This is a genomic window from Bacillus sp. FJAT-50079 (assembly GCF_018343515.1).
In the GTDB taxonomy this organism is placed as follows: Bacteria; Bacillota; Bacilli; order Bacillales; family Bacillaceae_C; genus Lederbergia.
On record NZ_JAGYPD010000002.1, the window covers coordinates 773,533 to 794,915 of the forward strand.

Consider the following 21,383-nt stretch of genomic DNA (forward strand, 5'->3'; position numbering starts at 1 on the left):
TCTTATTTAATTAAGCAATTTCTGTTAACGTGCCAAACATCTGTTTATGGAGCGAATAAGCGGTCTCTTTCCCTTGTTGCGCTGCCGTCACAACCATAGCCTCGCCTTGCCCTTTTCCGAAAATAACGTCACCGCACGCAAACACCTTTTTGTTGGATGTTTGGAATGTATTCGGGTCAATCGTAACAACACCGCCATTATGCACTAAGCCAAACTGTTCAATCAGATCAATAAATCGTGATTGCCCAATCGCTTTAATGACTGCATCTACTTTTAATGTAAATTCAGATCCTTCAATTGGAACGGGACGGCGACGCCCATCCGCACCTGGCTCACCGAGCTTCATTTTGATGCATTCGATTCCAACTACTTGACCTTGCTCATTCCCAATAATTTTTTTCGGAGCGGTAAGCCATCTAAATTCGACACCATCTTGCTTAGCAAATTCGTATTCGAAATCATATGCGGTCATTTCTTCAAGTGTTCGTCTATATAATATTTTTACATTTTCCGCGCCTAGACGGACGGAACATGTAGCACCATCAATGGCCGTATTTCCAGCACCAATGACAACGACATGCTTACCGAGCATTCGATCTGTAATTGGATTTGTTTTTGTCTCTTTCACAAATTCAATCGCATCGTATACACCGTCAAGGTCTTCGCCACTAATTCCAAGATTCGGTACGCTTGACATACCGATGGCTAACACGACTGCGTCATAATTTTGCAAAATATCTTCGGCTAATATATCTTTACCAACTCGTGTGCTTGTTCGGATTTCAACATCCAAACTTTCGACCTGGCTCACTTCCCAATACGAAATCGCTTGAGGAAGTCTAAATGAAACGATTCCATATGTGTTTAGTCCGCCAGCCTTTTCCTCGGCTTCAAAAACAGTTACGTTATAGCCTAATAAACCTAGTTCTCTCGCGGCTGATAATCCCGCTGGGCCAGCACCGATAATTGCTACCTTTTTACCATTTTTCTTTCCAGGCTTGAATAATGTCTGCTCATTTTTAATCGCCCAATCTGTCGCATATCTCTGTAAGTGACCGATCATAATCGGTTTTGTAGAATGATTAAGGACACAGGCACCTTCACATAGTTCCTCTGTTGGACATACTCGGGCACAGCTTGCCCCAATCGGGTTAGCGCTCATGATCGTTTTACTTGAACCTTTCAAATTTCCTGATGCGATTTTTTTAATAAATGTGGGGATATCAATTCCTGTTGGACATGCTGTAATACAAGGAGCATCATAGCAATAAAGACAACGATTTGATTCTTCGATTGCTTCCTGATCTGTTAAACCGGGGTGAACTTCTTGAAAATTTTTCGTCAATTCTTCGTATGAGATTCTCATTTGATTATTCACGTAGACAACCTCCTTATAGGGAAGATACGTAATTACCATCTTTCATATGACACAATACCCAATTTTCACAAAAGTTTGAAGTTTACATCCATTCTACTTACTAGATTTTCTGTTTGCACTATACACAATGTTAAAAGCTGTCCATCTTTTGTCTTTCATTATGTAACATTGACGTTATTGCTTCCTCCTCTCCTTCATTTTTTAAAAATTTGTCAATATGTCCTTTGAAATAGTTTGTCTTTTGATGTTTTTTCTACATTATCACATAAACATTAAGAAAAATGTTGAAATTTCTGATAATAGTAAAACTATATACGTTGAAATAAATAACATACATAAAATGCTGAAAGTAAACACCGTTGATTTCCATTCAGATGGGCGCTTCGCGTCCTGCGGGGTCTCCTCACCTGTCCCGCTAATCCCCTAGGAGACGTTGCCTTTCACTCCAATCAACTAGGTATGCTTCTGTTTAAAACCATTTAAATGAACATCTTAACTTCAACTTATATAGTAAAAATCGTTTAGATGATTATAAAAGCTGCTTCATGTTAAAATAATGATCATGAACGATTCATCGAGGAGGAGTTACCATATGTCAGTTTCTCAAGGGACGATAAACGAAAGGTCATTTTATAGCAAGGAGCTTGATGAAACATTATCATTGCTCATTTATGTACCAGCGGCTTTTTCACCTTTATTTAAATATTCTTTATTAATCGCAAATGATGGTAAAGATTATTTTCAAATGGGAAAACTGGCAAGATTTGCTGATGATTTGCTTGATCAGCACGAAATTGACAACATGATCATCGTTGGCGTCCATTATAAAAGCATCGACGATCGCCGCAATAAATATCATCCTGATGGGACGGAACATCGGGCATACATCCGATTTTTAGCCCATGAACTAGTTCCTTGGTTGGATCAGGAATATCCGACAAACGCAATGGGGAAAAACCGTACATTAATGGGAGACAGCTTAGCCGGAACGGTCTCATTGCTCGCGGCAATGAAATATCCAAATGTTTTTGGACAAGTCATTTTACATTCTCCTTATGTAAATCAAACCGTGTTAGATGCCGTAACAAATCAGCCAAATCCTGAATTAGTAGAAGTTTATCAAGTCATTGGCAAAGAAGAGTACGATGTCAAAGTTTCCGATTTAAAAGACTTTTTAACACCGAATAGAAAACTCCATCAATTATTTAGAGAGAAAGGCTTCGATCATTTTTATGATGAATTTGCTGGCGGACATTCATGGAAGTATTGGCAAACGGACGTAAGGCGTGCATTGCAAATGATGCTGTCATAGATTTGTCCCATTCCGTAGGACTTTCATATATTTGTTATCGTTAGCGTAAGTGATATAATAAGGAAAAGATTAGAAAGATAACAGGGAGGCTATGTAAATGAAATATGGAATCGTCATTTTCCCATCAAAAAAATTGCAAGATTTGGCAAACTCCTATCGGAAGCGGTATGATCCACATTATGCCTTAATTCCTCCACATTTAACGTTAAAATCAGCGTTTGATACAGAGGAAGAACCTGAGACATTTACTGAAATTCTTGAAAAAATCGCAGAAAGATTTGAACCGTTTACGTTAACGATTCGGAAAGTCAGTTCATTTGCGCCGATTAATAATACGATTCATTTTAAGGCGGCGAAAACGGATGAACTCCAAGGTCTTTACGATGAATTTTATCAACAACTCCCTGGAGTAGAGCCTGAACATCCATTTGTTCCACATGTGACGATCGCTCAGAAATTATCTGATGATGAACATTCTGATGTGTATGGCTCATTAAAAATGCTGGGGATTGCCCACGAAGAAGTCGTAGATCGTTTTCATTTTGTTTATCAATTGGAAAACGGTTCATGGACTGTCTATGAAACATATCGACTTGGAAAGGATCCTGAATAATGGAAGTAAAGAAAGTAACAACAAAAGAAGAACTTCAAGATGCATTTAAGATTCGAATGATTGTGTTTGTCGAGGAGCAAAAAGTTCCAGCTGACATAGAAATTGATGAGCATGAGGATGAAGCTGTTCATTTTGTTTTATACGATGGTGCTCAACCAGCGGGGACAGGTAGATTTCGTGTCCTTGATGAACAAGGTAAGGTAGAACGAATTTGTGTGCTTCCGCAATATAGGCGGTCCGGAGCAGGCTTGAAAATTATGAATGCGATCGAAGATTACGCCAAAGGTCTTGCTATCGATACGTTAAAATTGAACGCTCAAACATCGGCGATCCCTTTTTATGAAAAGCTTGGGTATGAAACAAAATCTGATGTGTTTATGGATGCCGGTATTCCACATAAATCAATGATCAAAAAATTGGAACTTCATATAAAAAGCTAAAATAAGCCCCGACACTCTTTAAGGTTAGGGGCTTATTCTTTTTCATACATATTCATGAAAATTTTGTCCCTTGCCAGTTAGTTCAGCTAAAAGAGATAAAGGAATTTCACGTTGTTGGGATTCGATTGATTTCGACTTTTTTCGTGGTCTTGTATTGAGCTCAACCATTCTATCCTCTAAGTTTCTCTCTAGCTTTGAATGTAGATCTAATTTTCGCGTACTCATTACGGGGACGGGATGCCTCCTCTTCGCGTAAGTCGTGCCTCTTAATTTATATTGTTCATATTCGTATTGCGGAACCATCGAAATATATCCCAATTTTCTCACCTCCGCTTTTCATTATATATTACACTTTTTCTCCTAATATCCTTCTTTCAAACATGAAAATATATAATAAAGAAAGACTTGCTCAATGCAAGTCGTGTGTAACAATCATTTTTTATTCATCATTTTTGTAATTGCATTCATATCAAGCTTATTTCCATCATTTATAATCGATTTGACCATTTTATCTTCCATCTCTTTCGAAACCGGCTTATTCGCGATTTGCGAAACCCTTTTAATAATTCCACGTACTGTTTTTTCATCTTTGAAGTTTGCATTTTGTAATGAATTTGCCAATTCGAATACATCGTTCATGTTTACACCTGTTTTTTTCTCGATGTTCTTAAAAAAATTATTTTCCATTATGTGCAATCCTCCCTTTCATCTTTATATCGTATGAGGATTGCTAAAAATAGTGAAAGAAAAAAGATGGAATAGCCGTAATTAGCTTTTCCATCTCCGTATTTTAGCAGAAGCTTGCACCAACGATGATCAATAATATGAAGAGAACAACGATTAATACAAAAGTACTTCCGCCGCCGTAACCGCCACCGTATCCACCATAGCCACAGCCGCCATATCCAAACATATACACTATCACCTCACTTGTACTTTACTAATAAAATATGTGAAATGAATGGATTCTGTATGGGCTGACTGCACAATTCATATAAAAACTTCATTATCCTTTTGGTTTAAACAATAAAGCACCGATAAAACCAAAGACAATCGCAGCTGAAATTCCCGACGATGTCACCTCAAACATTCCTGTCATAACACCAACTAATCCGTGTTTTTCAGCTTCCAGTAATGCCCCTTGCACAAGGGAATTTCCGAAGCTTACAATTGGAATCGTTGCACCGGCACCGGCAAAATCAATGAGGGGATCATATAGTTCAAATCCTGCCAATACAGCGCCAATTGAAACTAATGTACATAAAGTATGCGCTGGTGTTAACTTAGCGACATCGAGCATTAATTGGCCAATTACGCAAATTAGACCACCAATAATAAAAGCCCAAAAAAACATGGCGAGCATTATATTTTCTCCCTTCTATACATATTCAATTGCCACAGCATGTGCAATACAAGGGATCGTTTCTTTTTGCTGAAAAGATAATGGTGATAGCAATGCCCCCGTTGCAACGAGTAGTATTCGTTTATACACTCCAGCTTCCATTTGCTTCATTAAATGCCCATAAAACACCACAGCGGAGCAACCGGGCCCACTGGCCCCGGCAAATACTTCCTGCTCGTCCTTATAAATCCAAAGTCCACAGTCATGGAATTTGTTTTCGCTCATTGGTATCCTCTTATCCGCAAAAAGGGCTAATGATGCATTTCTACCTACCTCAGCTAAATCACCTGTTATTATTAAATCATAATGATCCGCAGCAATATTTAAATCCGATAAATGCCGCAGTATTGTATCAACTGCCGCCGGCGCCATCGCTGCCCCCATATTAAAGGGGTCACTTACTCCCATATCGACTACCTTACCGATCGTCGCGGAAGTAATTCTTGGATACGATCCATTAACAATTGCCCCTTGTCCTAATAAACCTACTCCTGCCCCAGTAACCGTCCATTGCGCAGTCGGCGGTTTCTGTCCGCCATATTCTGTCGGATAACGAAACTGCTTCTCTGCCGATGCATTATGACTTGCCGCTCCCGTTATAATATAATTGGCTCCCCCTTGATTTAAAATCATTGCAGCAAGAGCAAGCCCTTCAGCTGATACGGCGCAAGCGCTAAACAATCCGACATGCGGAATTTGATTCGTCCTTGCCGCAAATGTTGTTGGAGTAAGCTGATTAATTAAATCCCCTGAAAGAAAAAATTGAACATCCTCTTCTTTGAATGCTTTCTTTGTTAACGCAATTTGAATCGCATCTTCTAGAAGGATCCTTTGCGCTTTTTCATAAGAGTCTTGCCCCATCCATAGATCATCGTGAAATTTATCAAAATCTAACGCTAGACGACAATCTTTTTCAAATGGCCCGCCTACAACACCTGTCGACAAAATAACTGGAGGATTGTTAAACACCCATGTTTGAGCACCTTGCAGCATTAAAATCCCCCCCATTGAATAATGATTGTTTTGATTAAGGCAACAACAAATGCAGAAAACACACCGAACATAATAACGGACCCAGCTAGTTTAAACATATTTCCACCTACACCGAGCACATACCCTTCCGTACGATGCTCAATCGCGGCAGAAATCATCGCATTACCAAAGCCCGTAACTGGGACAGCACTTCCAGCGCCAGCAAATTGTCCAATTCGATCATAAACACCAAATCCGGTAAGCAGCATCGCGATGAAAACCATCGTTGAGACGGTTGGATTCCCTGCTGTTTGCTCAGTAAAATCGAAAAAGTAAATGTATAAATATGTGATTGCTTGACCAATTAAGCAAATAAAGCCACCTACAAAAAAAGCTCTAATGCAATTTTTAAAAACGGGCCTTTTTAGTTCATGCTTTTTTTGCAATTGGTCGTATTGAAGCTGCTCTGGGGTTTTTGTTTTATTTTTTTTAGACATATTACGTCATTTCCTTCTTCAATTTAATGATTTCATTAAAGCGTTTTTCCGCATCTGCTTGGGAAATTTTATGATGATCAAGCTTCTCCCCAAGTCTAATCACTTCTAGAAAGATTTTATAATCGCTTGAAACGTAAATTTTTTCCTTTGGATACTTTTTCTTTAATGTTTTCTTTATGTTTTTCTCGATTTTTTTCATCTGAAAACGATATAAATGTTTTACTTTATAAGCGACGAGAATTCCTTTCTTCCCTTCAATAATTGCGGCATCGTAAATTTCATCGATTTCATTCACATCTTCCCGAACTTGATCGCCAATCGAAGGGGCTGCTGCACGGCTGTTTATTTCAATAGGAGCCGGATTCACCATTGTAAAAAGCGCATAGCTGCTTCTTCGTTGTTCAGATTGATTCGAGCATCCAACGACCACTATCAATAAAAGGATGACGAGAAAAGGCATGATTTTTTTACACATAAAGTCCTCCCGAAACGATACGTAATGTAAGTATATTTTTTACTAAAGTCATGAAATTATGAATAAAAAAGAGTTTCATTTCAAAAAAAAAGAATAGGCGAACAATCGCCTATCTTTTTTTTATCCATTTATTATCTTTTTTTCTTTGGTTTTCCACATCCACATCCACTTTTTGGTTTTCGTATTCCAGTTGGATTTGGTCTTCTTGGAGGTCTATTCATCATTTTTCACTTCCCAATTTTTAAATGATGTTCTCTACTTTTAGTTTATGAATGAGAATGTAAAAATGTTTTCCCAATTCCTTGCTTATTCTTTGATCATTGCTTGAATGGCCGTTTCGATCACTGCTGCAAGTCCAGCCACAGCTAAAATAATGGTGATTGGTTGAGCAATTTGTGGATATATAAGATGAAGCGAGATAAGTCCAATTGCTGCCCATACACCTGTACACCAATAACAACTTAATAATGCGCCGATCCATCCACGCAATCCACTTTCCCTGGGCAATTGATAAATGACCATATCTCCATGCTCATCCATTTCTTCATAGTCAATCATAAATGGAGCCCTTATAAAAGCTGTAATTTGATCGTATACGATTAATCTTGTTAATCGAAAAACCGCAATACTGAATAAGGTAAATTGAAACCAGTCCATATTCATTATTTTTTCCTCCAAAACTGCCTATTTTCCCAAAATGAGGCATATGTCTGTAACTCATTTGTCCCCCATTTAATATGTTATTAGTGTAAATAGATGATAAAAAGAAAAGGAGGAATCTTGTATGGGGTTTGAAGATATCGATACATGCGATCATCACAAAGAATCTAGTCATAACAATACAGGCTGCGGCTGCAATCTAAGCTGTGTTTGTAATGTAGTCAGAGCAATTAAAGATATTCAAGATGAAGCCGTCAACGAAGAATGCCTACCATGCACATCCAATTGCTTCACTGAACCACTTGGGGAACTTACTAGCCCTTCCCGTGAAAGAGCGGATACACGCGTTTTCACTTTAACAAATAAAAATGGAGATTTATTTAAAGCCTTATTTAAAGGACATGGCGGTAAGTGTGTATCTGTGTTTTTCCGAGTTGAAGATGTGTTTGATAATTGCTGTGCAACATTACGCGTGCTAATACCTTTAGATAAAGATCATCATGTAGTTAAATTATTCGATCATGGGAAACTTGATTTCGAAGAGCTTTGTTCCGTCAGACGCTGGGCTCGCAGCAATAGCTGTATTACCGTTGATTTACATTGCTTCTGCGCAATTCAATGTATCGCGGACGTAGATTTAGAAATTTGTGATTAAGCGGACATGATGGGAAATAGGATTATCCTATTTCCCTTTTACTTGTTTACAGTAAACTTAGCGAATAATTCGGATGACTTGAATATCGATGACTGGAACAACAACTTCCTCACCAGACAATGTTTTAATGCTGACAATTTCCTTTTCATATTTCAACACACTGCCTTGGTAGCGCTGTTCTTTTGTAATGAATTCACAGTAATAAGGTGGTTGGGTAATCGAAAAACCTGATAAATACTGAAGCTTTTCGTCGAGAGACATTTCACGAAAGGCCTTTACTTTGCGTAATCCTCCCGTCCACCTTGGCTGAGCCTTATCATTCACCGTCTCTTCGTATCCTTCTTCATCTTGAAGCTGTTCTTCAAGCTCGACTTGAACTAACTTCTCTTTCTCCTCTTCCATAGCAGTAGTTTCATTTTCAATTTCTTCTTCTTCATCATCCTCATGCGAAAGATGAACATCTTGCATCGTTAAATCAGGTTTCGTAAGTTCCGGCTGAACGATATATAATAAAGGCTCCCCTTTCTTTTCCACTTTTTCATCCTCCATGAAGGAGCACCCCCGTTCTTTCATCTTCTTTACTATTCATATGCATGAACAGCCGTTATTTTACCAAAAAAATACTCGCTACGAAGATAAGGAGTGTAACAAGCATAGTAAATGGCAAGGAGCTATTATAGAATATTGTTAATTTCCGCTCCAGGCGGATACTTTCTTCTCTTTATATAAGTTGATATAAATCATTCAGATTTCCGTTCCAAGCGACGCGCTCCTGTATGGCTTTAGCTCACGTTATTTCCAATCGAGTCGCCATAAAAACACTAAACTGTATGAGTTGAAGTTATGATTTCACGCTCTCCAGTGATTGGTGAGACTTCTAATTCCCATATCTGCGTTGAACCTGGATGTTGATTCGCTTCAGTCACTCCTCTTTCCACAGAGCGAGTATTCGTACCTTCCACTTCATTCAAAGGAACTTGATAGGAAAATGAAAAAAAGACGACTTTTATATTCCATTTTCAGAATATAAATCGTCGTCTTATCTCGGCCCTACTATTTAGTTGCCCATAATATGATAACCAGAGTCTACATGAATGTTTTCGCCTGTAATTCCACGTGCAAGGTCACTGAAGAGGAATAGAGCTGCATCGCCCACTTCTTCTGGAGTTGTTGTTCTGCGAAGTGGTGCTTTTTCTTCTATTTCTTTTAAGATGCTGTTAAATCCGCTAATTCCTTTTGCAGATAATGTACGGATTGGTCCCGCGGAAATCGAATTAACACGAATGCCCTCTTTTCCTAGATCACTTGCTAAGTACATAACGCTTGCATCCAGTGAAGCTTTGGCAACACCCATGACGTTGTAATTCGATACAACACGTTCACCGCCAAGATATGTCAACGTTACAATGCTTCCACCTTCAGGCATGCTATTTAGATCACGAACTGTTTTTGCAACAGCCGTTAATGAATAAGCACTAATGTTTTGTGCAAGCAAAAATCCATCTCGCGTTACATTTAAATAATCGCCTTCAAGCTCTTCTCTTTTTGCAAAAGCGATGCAGTGAGCAATCCCGTGAATGGCGCCTGCTTTTTCTTTAATTTCCGTAAAGCATTTTTCAATATCTTCATCCACAGTAACATCACATGGAAGAACGAGTGATTCTTGCCCTTCTAAGCTACTCGCGAGCTCGCGAACACTTTTCTCCAGACGCTCTCCCGCATATGTAAAAACGAGCTTTGCTCCCGCTTGATGAAGCGATCTTGCAATCCCCCATGCAATACTTCTTTTATTGGCAACTCCCATGACAACAAATGTCTTACCTTCTAAGGATAGGTTCATTATATAATCCTCCAATATTATTAACTGTTATTAGTACCTAGTCTTAATCATAACGAGATCATGCAATATTGTAAAGTGTAGAGAGTTGAAAATTTCTCTTTAATACCATCTTTCTAACTCCGCGGTTAATTCATCTACATATTCTTTTGTTCCAGTTACAATTAAACGATCATCCATTTGCAGCTCTGTGTCCCCATGAGGAACGATTGAGTCCGTTCCCCGGAAAATTCGAACAAAAATAATATCACCCGTAAACGGAAATTCTCGCAATGTCATATGATGATAATAGACGTTTAACATATGGATCTCATATAAAGCCGTTTCTTGGTTCGTCATAATATCGGCAATCGCTGGTGATTCTATGAGCGCTGTCATCAATGACGTCGTAGATAATATCGTTGAAAAGACTTCCACTCCATGCTCTTTCACACTTTCCGCTAATTTGGCACTTTCAATTCGGGCAATAACCCTTTCCACACCACGGTTTTTCCCTTCAATCGCAAGCTTGACGTTTTCGTTTTCGTCACCCGTTGATAAAAATAATATATCTGTATCAAATACATTTGCCTCAATCAATGCTGACTCTTGGTACCCCTCAAGTTCAATAATTTCAAATGCAGAATCTACAATTTGGGAATCAGCCTTCTCTAGCTTCTTATGATAGATTTTTGATTCAAAGGCACTCGGGTTTAATTCTTTTGAAACGAGCAGTGTTAGTTGATTTGCCCCAATAAACGCCACCCTTTGCTTTTGTTCATACACATTCTCTTTTGGAAACCATTTTTTAAAGAGAATCGGTGTAATGATACAAGAAATGACTGCGACGAGAATAAAAGTACCACTCATTTCAGGAGTAATGACCCCGATTCGCTCAGCAATTTTTGCAGCGGCAATGACTAATGATAATGTCGATGTAAGCAAAAATGCAGAAGCGATGACCGTTTTCGTATCAAACCAACGCTTTAAGAAAACCATTGGCAGTGCTTTTGATAATAGGAGCGCTAGTAATAAGAGCGGGATTAATAGTAATAGCTTTTTATCGCTCAGAAGCGACCATAAATCAAGATCAACACCAACCATAACGAAGAAAATCGGAATAAGAAATCCGTATCCGAATGAATCTAGTTGTCGAACCATCTCTTGATTTGGTTTTAATAATGAAACGAGCGTTCCAGCTAAAAATGCTCCTAAAATATTTTCCGCACCAACCGATTCTGATAAAACAACAAGCACAATAATAAGCGTAAAAATTGCTCTTGTTCCTATTTGCACCGTTCCAGTCGAAAGCTTTTCAAAAAACGAGCCACCTTTGAAACGCCTCGCTATAAAATAAAGCAACACACCGGCAACAAATAGAACGAGTAACAACCATGAATTACCTCCATCTTCGCTAGAAACCGAGACGAACACAGCAAGTAAAATCATCGTAACGAGATCAGCAATGACTGCGATAAGCAAAATAATTTGCCCGATGGACGTCTTCATAATATTTGCTTCTTTAAGTGTTGGTACAACGACGCCTAAAGAAATCGTTGATATGATCAGCGTCATTAAAAATACATTATCAATAAGACCCATTTTTACAAAAATAAATGAAAGCAAGATAGATAATGCAAATATGCCTATAAAAATAATTGTCGAAACGGCTAAACGATTTGGTTCATTTTTTCCGTTCGGCATTAAGCTTTTCTTTTTTGACCCTCTAAATGCGGAAAAATCAATTTCCACACCGCTTAAAAACATAAGAAAAATGAATCCAAGCGTAGACAGTGTATTTAACCACATACCTGGCTCAATAATATTCAATCCGCTTTTCCCAATAATAAGCCCCATAATAATTTCCGCTATAACGACGGGTAAAAACGCAAGGCGAAAGCGGTGAAGAATGAGCGGTGTAAGAAACGCCGCTAATAGTACGATGACTAGGGATAATAACGAAGAATCAGATTCCATAACTTCCTCCCCTTAATGCACGAGATAACTCATAAACATTGTCGCAAGACCAAAATAAATCAAGATTGAAGTGATGTCATTCATTGTCGTAATAAATGGACCCGAAGCTACAGCTGGATCAATTTTTAATTTATGCATAACTAAAGGTACGAGTGAGCCTGCCATCGTCGCAACGAATAGCGAGGCTAAAATTGAGACCCCGACTAAAAAGCCGAGAAAAAACTCACCTTTCCATATGTAAACAATGACCCAAACTAATAGACCACAAATCGTTCCGGTAATTAGCCCTGTTCCAGCTTCACGAATAATTAATTTTAATTTACTCGCTTCCTCCAACTCGCCTGTTGCAATTCCACGGACAGCAACCGCTAATGATTGTGTTCCCGTATTCCCCGCCATCCCAGCTATGAGTGGAATAAACACAGCTAATATCGACACTTGTTCCAATGTTGCTTCGAATCTGCCAATTAAACTGGCAGTGAACATTCCGAGAAAAAGCAAGATCACTAACCATGGAAGTCGCTTTTTTGCCGCCGTAAAAGGATTTCGATCCATCGTATCCATGTCGGAAACACCGGCTAATTTGGAATAATCATCAGATGCTTCTTCATCGATAACATCGATAATATCATCAACGGTAATAATTCCGAGCAAATGATTTTGAAAATCGACAACCGGTAACGCTAGTAAATCATAATCCCGCATTTGCCGAGCTGCTTCCTCCTGATCGGCCCCAACAGATATGGAAACGATCCGATCATACATAATATCAGAAATCATCGTATCATCATTGGTTATAATTAAGTCTCTTAGCGAAATGACGCCAACGAGTCGGCTCTCATCATCGACAACATACACATAATAAATCGTCTCTGCCTTTGGTGCTTCATTTTTTAAAATATACATCGCTGATCGGACAGTTTGATTTGCTGAAATGGCCACAAACTCCGTCGTCATAATACTTCCCGCTGTATACTCCTCATAATGCAATAGCCCTTTAATTTCGTGTGCGGCTTCTTTATCCATGATCGTTAAATAACTTGCCGCTTGATCTTTTTCTAACGTATTAAGAACATCGACTGCGTTATCCGTAAACATACTGGCAAGTGTATCAGCCGCATATCTCGGCTCCATTTCGGCCAACGTATCTTTAAAATTGAATTCTTCAATATTAATTACTTCAAGAAATTCAGCAAGCTCCGCAGGCGATAAATAATGATAAATTTTTATCCGATTTTCCGGCTCCAGTTTAAAAAAGAATTGGGCCTGATCGTATGGATGGAGCTTTAAAAATGCTTTTCGGAACGAGTGCAAATCGTCATTAAGTATAAATTCTATCATTTCTTCATCAGTAAATTGTTCTATTTCTTCGGCGCTAGTTTCCATCAGTAGCCCCTCCTTCCATTCGTCTTCATCATCCTATCAAATCTATTCTCGTTTGTCTTTACTTAGCTGAATTTTTGTCCCAATAATTTTAATGAATTCGGGTTACAATTGAAATAGCAGTTATCGTGGAAAGCAGGTTTTATTAAATGAAAATCGATATCATTGGCGATGTTCATGGCTGTTTGCCAGAATTTAAACAGTTAACAATTAAATTAGGTTATTCGTGGGATAGCGGGATTCCTTTAAGAGATGATCGAGTGCTCGGTTTTGTTGGCGATATAACGGACCGCGGACCAAATTCATTAGAAATGATCGAGATCGTTTGGAAACTTTGGAAAAAGGGTCGTAGCTATTATGTTCCCGGTAACCATTGTAATAAACTATACCGGTATTTTCTCGGCAGAAACGTGCGAATAGCTCACGGTCTTGAAACAACGGTTGCCGAGCTTAACGCTTTATCCGGAAAAAAAGTCAATTATTATAAGCGTATATTTATTGAGCTTTATGAAGGGGTACCTTTGTATGCGCGACTCGATCTAGATCAATTGATCATTGCCCATGCTGGGATTCGTGCGGATTATATCGGGCGGTTCGATAAAAGCGTGAAAACCTTTGTTTTATACGGTGACATTACAGGCGAGTTTGCCGAAAATGGTATGCCGATCCGCCTTGATTGGGCACAAAAATATACGGGTGATTCCCTTATTGTTTATGGTCATACACCTGTACATGAACCACGCCGAATTGGAAATACAATAAATATTGATACAGGGGCAGTTTTTGGCGGCGAATTAACGGCATTTAAATACCCGGAATTGGAAACGGTCTCCGTTCAATCTTCAATGCCATATATAGAGGAAAAGTTTAGAGTGTTCGATCAATAATAAACTTAAGTTCTTTCCTTAATTGAAATTAGCATGGTCGTAAGGAAGTAGGCCTATTGTTCATCGAATATATGGGAATTATTTTGAATGAGCATTGGGCTGTTAGAGGATATTGTTCGAGATTTTATATGGAAGCCAGATGTTGGGAAACTGCCTATTGGACAAGTTTCTCGATCTTATATAGGTAACGGGCGATTAGACGCGGGCTATTGGACAAGTTTCTCGATTTTTTTTAGGGGACGGGCGATTAGACAAGGCCTATTAGACAAGTTTCTCGATTTTATTTAGGTAACGGGCGATTAGACAAGGCCTATTGGACAAGTTTCTCGATCTTATATAGGTAACGGGCGATTAGACGCGGACTATTGGACAAGTTTCTCGATTTTATTTAGGTAACGGGTGATTAGACAAGGTCTATTGGACAAGTTTCTCGATTTTATTTAGGTAACGGGTGATTAGACAAGGTCTATTGGACAAGTTTCTCGATTTTATTTAGGTAACGGGCGATTAGACGCGGCTTATTAGACAAGTTTCTCGATTTTATTTAGGTAACGGGTGATTAGACGTGGCCTATTGGACAAGTTTCTCGATCTTATATAGGTAACGGGCGATTAGACGTGACCTATCGGACAAGTTTCTCGATTTTATTTAGGTAACGGGCGATTAGACGTGGACTATTGGACAAGTTTTTCAATTTTATACGTGAAGCTGTCCATTAGGACACATCTCATGGACAGTGTTTACTATTTTGAACAAGAAATGGACAATTAGAAAAGATCTCTTCGTCAAAGCTTGCTTTTTATAAGCAAGAAACGGGCTAACAGTAATAAGCTTGAAATTTTCCCCCTAAGAGAAAGGTAAGTGCCATTGATTTATTCTTTAATCTAGCCGCACTCCTAGTACAATATCACTGACTAAGACATACATTTAAAAAATCGACCATATGAGGTCGATTTTTTAATTAAGTAATAACTGCATATCTTCCGAAAGTGGTGCTATAAATGTTAGTTTTGTTTTTATGATCGGATGCTCAAAGCTTAATTCCCGACAATGCAATGCTTGCCTTTGCATAAGGGTTGTATCCCCTCCATAAAGATCGTCTCCTATTAATGGATGGTTTTTATAAGCCATATGTACGCGAATTTGGTGTGTTCTTCCTGTTTCTAGATTTAGTTTTATATGTGAAAAATCGTTATATTGCTGCAAAAGGGAATAATGAGTCACAGCCCTTTTTCCATCAATGCGAACCTCACGCTCAATGATGCTGTCACACTTTCTGCCGATCGGCACATCAATCGTACCGTACTTTTCTCGCCATTTTCCCGTAACAAACGCCTCATATGAGCGATCGATGCGAAATTGTTGTTGCATGATACTGAGCAAATGATGGGCATGCCGATGTTTCGCAATGAGAACGAGACCAGATGTATCACGGTCCAATCTTGTGACGATATGAACAGCGGCGTAAATTTGATTTTGCTTATAGTAATATACAAGCGCATTCGCGAGATTTCCATTCGGATGCTCTCTTGATGGAATCGTACTCATCCCAGCTTGTTTATTAATGACTAATAGGTCACGATCTTCATACATAATCTCCAATGGAAGGTCTTCAGCGCGTAAGCTTTCGTTCGTCTGCTCAAGTGGAAACATCACTTCAAGTATTTCATCTTCATTCAGCAAATAGCGAACATTTTGTTCCATTCCATTTACAGTTATTTTCCCACCAGCAAATTTAATGTCCGTTAACGCTCTTTGGGAAATCCCTTCATCAGCTAGAAACTGTTTTATGGACAGTCCGGCTTTATTCCGATCGATTGTCCATTTTAGTGAATAGCGCTTATCCTTCATCGGAAATAAATGAATCATGCACTCGTTTCCAGAATGGGAATGGACGGAATCTCGCAAAGCGAACCTTTTCCTCTGCTACGCGAAATTGGATCGACTTCACATCACGGTGCATAACGGTTAAATGATCGATCGTTACATGAAAGTCAAATGTTTTCACTGGTTTTAAAACGAGTGTGTGATGGTCAGGCAATATAAGCGGCGATCCAACGGTTCTGAATACACGATTATTAATCGAAGCCATTTCAGCGAGCTGAATCGAATGAAGCGCCGGGTGAATAATCGCTCCACCTAACGCTTTATTGTACGCTGTACTGCCCGACGGTGTGGAAACACATAGTCCATCCCCACGGAAACGTTCAAAATGATCGCCACGTATTTCAACATCCATTACGAGTGTCCCAACAAGGCTTTTCACCGTCGATTCGTTTAGACCTAAATATCTCGTCTCTTTTCCCCCATGTCTATATCGGATCATTACTTCAAGCAACGGATATTCAATTACCTGATAAGGGGTTTTAGCAATCGCAATCACAAGTTTTTCAATTTCATTTGGCAGCCAATCTGCATAAAATCCTAAATGTCCTGTATGTACGCCGACGAAGGCAGTTTTATCTAATCTAGAGCTATACCGGTGGAACGCATATAGCAGCGTACCATCTCCCCCAACTGAAATGACGATGTCGGGCCGATTTTCATCGTAAACAAGTTCAAAATCTTGCAAATAAGTTCTCATTTTTTGCATAAGCGCATTGGATGTCGCATCGCCTTTTGACGTTATTGCAAACCTCAACCTTCTCACCCTTTCATGCTACTAAAAATCCTTTTTCTTCTCCATTTTCTTAACTGCTTCCTTATTTTTAGAAAAATAAGCTTGCGCTTCCTGAATCTCTTCCTTAATTTGTGACATTTCTTCATCGAGACGAAATGCCGCCTCTGCCGCTCCTTGAAGTCTTTTATTAATTTCTTCTGGAAATTGGCCTTTATATTTGTAATTCAATGAATGCTCGATTGTCGCCCAAAAATTCATTGCCAGCGTACGAATTTGAATTTCAGCAAGAATTTTTTTCTCGCCATGTATCGTTTGAACTGGATACTCTATGACAACATGATAGGAACGATAACCACTCGGTTTTTTATGAAATATATAATTTCTTTCTTCTACAACTCGAAAGTCATTTCTTTTTCGTAATAAATTGATGACCGTTTCAATATCATCAACAAATTGGCACATCATTCGTAGGCCTGCGATATCTTGCATTTCCGTCGCAAGATTTTCTAGTGAAATATTTTTTAGCCGTGCTTTATCAAGAATGCTTGCGACTGGCTTCACTCGTCCAGTAACGAATTCAATTGGTGAGTGAACATGCTCTTGTTCAAATTGACCCCTCATGCCTTTTAACTTCACTTTTAATTCATCAATTGCTTGTCTGTATGGTGTTAAAAATTGATCCCAGTTATTCACTTGTCCGGTCACCTCTTACTCTGTTTACTGAGGATACGATTTCATAATCACCTTCATTTTAGCATAATGAATTCGTTCATCCAGTTTATTCTCCTGAAATCGACTGTTTTTTTATCTTTAATTGAAAAACTAAAGCTTGATCTTTATATAAAAACAATCATTCAAAAATTCTGATGGAAAATTGAGTTTTTGGAAGTCTGTATTCAACATTTACCCGAAGCGAAAAACGAGAACGTATCATTCACGCGCTAAAGGCCCTTTATAAAAAGGATAAATTTCACCGGAAAATCGATAAACTTAATTTTTTCCAGCTTGCACTCTCATCATTGACAGGTAATAATATAGATAGCATGTTGAGGGGGACAGATTTACTTGACTAGACAGATTGAAATTGAATTTAAAAATAGTGTTTCGAAGGACGATTTTCAGCGCTGTTTACACTATTTCCATATAAAGGATACGGATTTTTTCACACAAATCAATCATTATTTTGATACAGAGAACTTTTCTTTAAAACAACAAGCTGTTGCGTTGCGCATAAGGGAAGTGGAAGACAGGTATGAACTAACATTAAAAAAACCACGGACGATCGGTCTTCTTGAAATCAATCAATCGTTACAGATTGAGGAAATGAATGCTATGAAAAAACGTCTGCACTTTCCACTTGGAGAAATAAAAGATGAACTTGAACAGATGAGAATTGACATAAATCAGCTTCGCCATTTCGGTTCACTAACGACGAAGCGGGCGGAAATCTCTTACGAAGATGGGCTGCTCGTGTTTGACCATAGTTATTACCTTGGACATGAAGATTTTGAAATTGAATATGAGGTCATCGACGCAGATGAAGGTCAAAAGGATTTCAACGATTTACTCGTAAAGTTAAACATACCTATTCAAAAAGCCGAAAATAAAGTAAAACGATTTTATCAGATGAAAATGAAACAAAATCAAAAGGACGGATTGCAATGAATTCGATAGGACAATTAAAAAAGTTACTTGATATTCAGGCTATTCAAGGCTTCTCACCTAGTAAAGAAAATCAACAATCTGACTTGTTTGCACAATTGCTTCAACAAACTTTAACTGAATTGCCAATTGACTCAACAAAGCAATTGCTTGATATGAATTCGCTTGGAGCGATCCAATCATTCGCTGATTCATACATTTCCCAAGCGGCTCAGCTCGAAAGCACGATGACTGATGTTGAAGCAAAATCTTCATTGCCAATCGTCGATATTGTTCGCAAAGCAGCTGAAAAATATGATTTGCCTGAAAAACTCATTACCTCAGTCATTAAACATGAGTCAAACTTTAACCCAAACGCAGTAAGTCATGCAGGTGCTTCTGGTTTAATGCAACTCATGCCTGCCACAGCGCAGAGCTTGGGTGTTAGTAATATTTTTGACCCTGAGGATAATATTATGGCTGGAAGTAAATATTTACGGCAGATGTTAAATAAATATAACGGAAATGTTCAGCTTGCTTTAGCTGCGTATAATGCAGGACCTGGAAACGTCGATAAATATGGCGGGATCCCTCCTTTCAAAGAGACACAAGCATATGTAAGGAAAGTTTCCACGACCTATTACAGTTAGCCCTTTCGAACAGGGCTTTTTTCTTTTAAATAGCCCTATTTTCCCATAAACAAATTTCTACAATTTCATATTTAGGTCAATTTGTTTGAGTTATCCGTTTTCGCTTGCTACAATGAATTTACTAATTTTGTTAAAGGAGCGATTCATATGGTTGAGAAACGTGCTACGCCGTATGACGCAATTGGGGCAGAAAAACTTTCCGCACTCGTTGATGCATTTTATGCACGGGTCGGAAGTCATCCTGATTTAATACCCATTTTCCCTAAAGATTTATCAGAAGTCGCTCGAAAGCAAAAGCAATTTTTAACCCAATATTTAGGTGGTCCGCCACTTTATACAGAAGAACACGGACATCCGATGATGAGAGCTCGTCACTTACCCCATGAGATTACACCCGAACGTGCAAAAGCGTGGCTCTCATGCATGAGTGAGGCGATGGATGAAATAAAGCTTGATGGGATCATTAGGGAACAATTCTTTGCGCGACTTGCTTTAACTGCCAGACATATGGTAAATACATTTGATAATGCACAAGGTGAGTCAAATTGATGAATGAATGGTCAGCAAATATAGAAAATTCATATAAAATAAATAGTAAGCCACTGGAGATTTACTTTTTTATCGACCCTTTTTGTTCAGATTGCTGGTCACTTTCACCTTTATTAAAAAAGCTCCAGCTTGAATATGGGGATTATTTTACAATAAAGTACGTTTTATGCGGACAACTTTCTGCATTAAATTGCAAAAGCAAGCCTGATATTCCGCACTTTTTGCAAAATAAAAAATGCCAAGAATGGAAAGGTATTTCACTGCAATTTTCATTTACGGATGAGGATGCATTCACCCCCCATTTGGCCGCAATCAGCATAAAAGCCGCGGAACTTCAAGGAAAAAATGCGGGGATTCGATTTATTCAACGGCTTCAGGAATTATTTTTTATTGAAAACGCAAATATTACGGACATTAATATTTTGCGGCAATGTGCTAAATATGTAGGGTTAGACTTAGAAGAATTTACAAAAGATATTTATTCAACGAGTGCTGCGAGAGCTTTCCAATGTGATCTAAAAATTTCAGCCGAAATGGAAGTTACCGAAATGCCAGCGATGGTTTTTTTCAATGAAAACATTGAGGATGAAGGTTTAAAAATAACTGGCATTTATTCTTATAGCATTTATGTTCAAATTTTAACGGAAATTCTTGAAGAATATCCAAAACCGGCAGAAATTCCACCTTTGGAAATGTTTTTAAAAGAAAATCCGATTAACGAAACAAATGACCTTGCTCTCATCTACGATAAACCAGTAAAGCATATAGAACGGCAAATGAAAAAACTTCAGCTGCAGCAGAAAGCAAAAAAAATTCCAGCACAGAGCGGAAACTTCTGGCAGTACGATCCTAGCTAAAAAACAGGCATTTATCACACACACATTCCATTTCATTGGAGTGTGTGTTTATTTTTATATTTTAACCATGGTTATAGGCGATTCCCTTTTTACATATTAACCGTATTGCCAACATATACGTATGTAGAAGACGAATAAGGGAGAGATCACTTTGCATAAATTGCTTGCTTTTTTATTAGGAGGGGGAATCTTTATTTCCTTTTTCTTAAACATCCTTGGACTAATGAATTTAATTCCCATTTATTTTTCCTCACCACTTTTATTCCTATCCCTTCTTATTTTTTTTACATATTTAAACCGGAGGAAAAGATTTCGTGGATTTCATTAAAAACCTTGCTAGTGAGAAATAACCTCTTATTGAATTTTGTGGAAGTGCGTACTCTAAAGATAGGTCCGTGAGCTTTACAGGATGTTGGTAACGAAGCCGGTGACACACGCCGTGCCCGAGGTCACCTTTCCCCGTAAAACGTTGAATATGCTTCACGGAACCTGTGTCTTAAATAATAAATATCTTATCCAACATAATCTTTGTTCAGTCCATAACAATAAACAAGCGGACCAATCGCTATGCGAATTAGTCCGCTTAATTAATTCTCAAC

The 21,383-nt window shown here is 38.5% G+C and carries 25 protein-coding genes; 9 read left to right on the top strand and 16 right to left on the bottom strand.

Annotated features, from left to right (window positions below; all coding sequences use genetic code 11):
• Positions 1-10 precede the first annotated feature (10 nt).
• Positions 11-1,366 (bottom strand): NAD(P)-dependent oxidoreductase, encoded by a 1,356-nt coding sequence (locus KHA95_RS07635; protein WP_213136946.1) that lies wholly within the window; start codon positions 1,364-1,366, stop codon positions 11-13.
• A 604-nt stretch (positions 1,367-1,970) separates the two neighbouring features.
• Here KHA95_RS07635 and KHA95_RS07640 point away from each other — a divergent pair.
• The 3 genes from KHA95_RS07640 to KHA95_RS07650 all read left to right on the top strand — a co-directional run bounded on the left by KHA95_RS07640 (position 1,971) and on the right by KHA95_RS07650 (position 3,743).
• Positions 1,971-2,690, top strand: coding sequence for an alpha/beta hydrolase (locus KHA95_RS07640; RefSeq protein ID WP_213136872.1), 720 nt, complete (start codon positions 1,971-1,973; stop codon positions 2,688-2,690).
• Between the two features lie 97 nt (positions 2,691-2,787).
• Positions 2,788-3,303 (top strand): 2'-5' RNA ligase family protein, encoded by a 516-nt coding sequence (locus KHA95_RS07645; protein WP_213136873.1) that lies wholly within the window; start codon positions 2,788-2,790, stop codon positions 3,301-3,303.
• Positions 3,303-3,743: a GNAT family N-acetyltransferase gene (locus KHA95_RS07650; protein ID WP_213136874.1), complete on the top strand. Its 441-nt coding sequence runs from the start codon at positions 3,303-3,305 to the stop codon at positions 3,741-3,743. The genes KHA95_RS07645 and KHA95_RS07650 overlap by 1 nt, the downstream gene beginning before the upstream one ends.
• A 42-nt stretch (positions 3,744-3,785) precedes the next feature.
• Here KHA95_RS07650 and KHA95_RS07655 read toward each other — a convergent pair whose 3' ends face one another.
• The 8 genes from KHA95_RS07655 to KHA95_RS07690 form a co-directional block, all read right to left on the bottom strand.
• Positions 3,786-4,061, bottom strand: coding sequence for a hypothetical protein (locus tag KHA95_RS07655; protein WP_213136875.1), 276 nt, complete (start codon positions 4,059-4,061; stop codon positions 3,786-3,788).
• 114 nt (positions 4,062-4,175) lie between these two features.
• The gene (gene spoVIF / locus KHA95_RS07660; protein ID WP_213136876.1) at positions 4,176-4,430 is read right to left on the bottom strand and encodes a sporulation-specific transcription regulator SpoVIF; all 255 of its coding nucleotides are present in this window, start codon (positions 4,428-4,430) and stop codon (positions 4,176-4,178) included.
• A 103-nt stretch (positions 4,431-4,533) separates the two neighbouring features.
• Entirely contained in the window at positions 4,534-4,656 is a 123-nt protein-coding gene (locus tag KHA95_RS07665; protein WP_213136877.1) for a YjcZ family sporulation protein, read from the bottom strand.
• 93 nt (positions 4,657-4,749) lie between these two features.
• Positions 4,750-5,106, bottom strand: coding sequence for a stage V sporulation protein AE (gene spoVAE / locus KHA95_RS07670; protein WP_213136878.1), 357 nt, complete (start codon positions 5,104-5,106; stop codon positions 4,750-4,752).
• 15 nt (positions 5,107-5,121) lie between these two features.
• Positions 5,122-6,138, bottom strand: coding sequence for a stage V sporulation protein AD (gene spoVAD / locus KHA95_RS07675; RefSeq protein WP_213136879.1), 1,017 nt, complete (start codon positions 6,136-6,138; stop codon positions 5,122-5,124).
• Positions 6,138-6,614: a stage V sporulation protein AC gene (gene spoVAC / locus KHA95_RS07680; RefSeq protein ID WP_213136880.1), complete on the bottom strand. Its 477-nt coding sequence runs from the start codon at positions 6,612-6,614 to the stop codon at positions 6,138-6,140. Before spoVAC ends, spoVAD begins: the two co-directional genes overlap by 1 nt.
• Position 6,615: 1 nt before the next feature.
• On the bottom strand, positions 6,616-7,089 hold the full coding sequence (locus KHA95_RS07685) for a YhcN/YlaJ family sporulation lipoprotein (RefSeq protein ID WP_213136881.1): 474 nt from the start codon (positions 7,087-7,089) through the stop codon (positions 6,616-6,618).
• Between the two features lie 306 nt (positions 7,090-7,395).
• A complete protein-coding gene (locus tag KHA95_RS07690; RefSeq protein WP_213136882.1) occupies positions 7,396-7,752 on the bottom strand; it encodes a DUF1360 domain-containing protein in 357 nt (118 codons plus the stop codon).
• A 121-nt stretch (positions 7,753-7,873) separates the two neighbouring features.
• Between KHA95_RS07690 and KHA95_RS07695 the strand changes: the two genes are divergently transcribed.
• The gene (locus tag KHA95_RS07695; RefSeq protein ID WP_213136883.1) at positions 7,874-8,404 is read left to right on the top strand and encodes a CotY/CotZ family spore coat protein; all 531 of its coding nucleotides are present in this window, start codon (positions 7,874-7,876) and stop codon (positions 8,402-8,404) included.
• A gap of 57 nt (positions 8,405-8,461) precedes the next feature.
• Here the strand turns inward: KHA95_RS07695 and KHA95_RS07700 are convergent, their stop codons facing one another.
• The 4 genes from KHA95_RS07700 to mgtE form a co-directional block, all read right to left on the bottom strand.
• The gene (locus KHA95_RS07700; RefSeq protein WP_213136884.1) at positions 8,462-8,953 is read right to left on the bottom strand and encodes a CotO family spore coat protein; all 492 of its coding nucleotides are present in this window, start codon (positions 8,951-8,953) and stop codon (positions 8,462-8,464) included.
• Between the two features lie 508 nt (positions 8,954-9,461).
• Complete coding sequence (fabI, locus tag KHA95_RS07705; RefSeq protein WP_213136885.1) at positions 9,462-10,244, bottom strand: enoyl-ACP reductase FabI; 783 nt, start codon at positions 10,242-10,244, stop codon at positions 9,462-9,464.
• Positions 10,245-10,343: 99 nt separating this feature from the next.
• Entirely contained in the window at positions 10,344-12,197 is a 1,854-nt protein-coding gene (locus tag KHA95_RS07710; RefSeq protein ID WP_213136886.1) for a monovalent cation:proton antiporter family protein, read from the bottom strand.
• A 12-nt stretch (positions 12,198-12,209) separates the two neighbouring features.
• On the bottom strand, positions 12,210-13,538 hold the full coding sequence (mgtE, locus tag KHA95_RS07715) for a magnesium transporter (protein WP_249316713.1): 1,329 nt from the start codon (positions 13,536-13,538) through the stop codon (positions 12,210-12,212).
• Between the two features lie 191 nt (positions 13,539-13,729).
• Here mgtE and prpE point away from each other — a divergent pair, with 191 nt between their 5' ends.
• On the top strand, positions 13,730-14,467 hold the full coding sequence (gene prpE / locus KHA95_RS07720; protein ID WP_213136888.1) for a bis(5'-nucleosyl)-tetraphosphatase PrpE: 738 nt from the start codon (positions 13,730-13,732) through the stop codon (positions 14,465-14,467).
• Positions 14,468-15,424: 957 nt separating this feature from the next.
• Here the strand turns inward: prpE and KHA95_RS07725 are convergent.
• Genes KHA95_RS07725 through yjbM form a run of 3 tightly spaced genes read right to left on the bottom strand, consistent with a single transcriptional unit; the run spans position 15,425 to position 17,780 of the window.
• On the bottom strand, positions 15,425-16,336 hold the full coding sequence (locus KHA95_RS07725) for an RluA family pseudouridine synthase (protein ID WP_249316630.1): 912 nt from the start codon (positions 16,334-16,336) through the stop codon (positions 15,425-15,427).
• A complete protein-coding gene (locus tag KHA95_RS07730; RefSeq protein ID WP_213136889.1) occupies positions 16,308-17,108 on the bottom strand; it encodes an NAD kinase in 801 nt (266 codons plus the stop codon). Before KHA95_RS07730 ends, KHA95_RS07725 begins: the two co-directional genes overlap by 29 nt.
• A 21-nt stretch (positions 17,109-17,129) precedes the next feature.
• Positions 17,130-17,780: a GTP diphosphokinase gene (yjbM, locus tag KHA95_RS07735; protein WP_213136890.1), complete on the bottom strand. Its 651-nt coding sequence runs from the start codon at positions 17,778-17,780 to the stop codon at positions 17,130-17,132.
• A gap of 372 nt (positions 17,781-18,152) precedes the next feature.
• Here yjbM and KHA95_RS07740 point away from each other — a divergent pair, with 372 nt between their 5' ends.
• The 4 genes from KHA95_RS07740 (at position 18,153) to KHA95_RS07755 (ending at position 20,784) form a co-directional block, all read left to right on the top strand.
• Entirely contained in the window at positions 18,153-18,752 is a 600-nt protein-coding gene (locus KHA95_RS07740; RefSeq protein ID WP_213136891.1) for a CYTH domain-containing protein, read from the top strand.
• Positions 18,749-19,378 (top strand): lytic transglycosylase domain-containing protein, encoded by a 630-nt coding sequence (locus tag KHA95_RS07745; RefSeq protein WP_213136892.1) that lies wholly within the window; start codon positions 18,749-18,751, stop codon positions 19,376-19,378. The genes KHA95_RS07740 and KHA95_RS07745 overlap by 4 nt, the downstream gene beginning before the upstream one ends.
• 147 nt (positions 19,379-19,525) lie before the next feature.
• Positions 19,526-19,927: a globin domain-containing protein gene (locus KHA95_RS07750; RefSeq protein WP_213136893.1), complete on the top strand. Its 402-nt coding sequence runs from the start codon at positions 19,526-19,528 to the stop codon at positions 19,925-19,927.
• Positions 19,927-20,784 carry a ClpXP adapter SpxH family protein gene (locus KHA95_RS07755; protein WP_213136894.1) on the top strand — a complete coding sequence of 286 codons (858 nt, stop codon included), beginning with the start codon at positions 19,927-19,929 and terminating at the stop codon, positions 20,782-20,784. The genes KHA95_RS07750 and KHA95_RS07755 overlap by 1 nt, the downstream gene beginning before the upstream one ends.
• Positions 20,785-21,383: the final 599 nt, after the last annotated feature.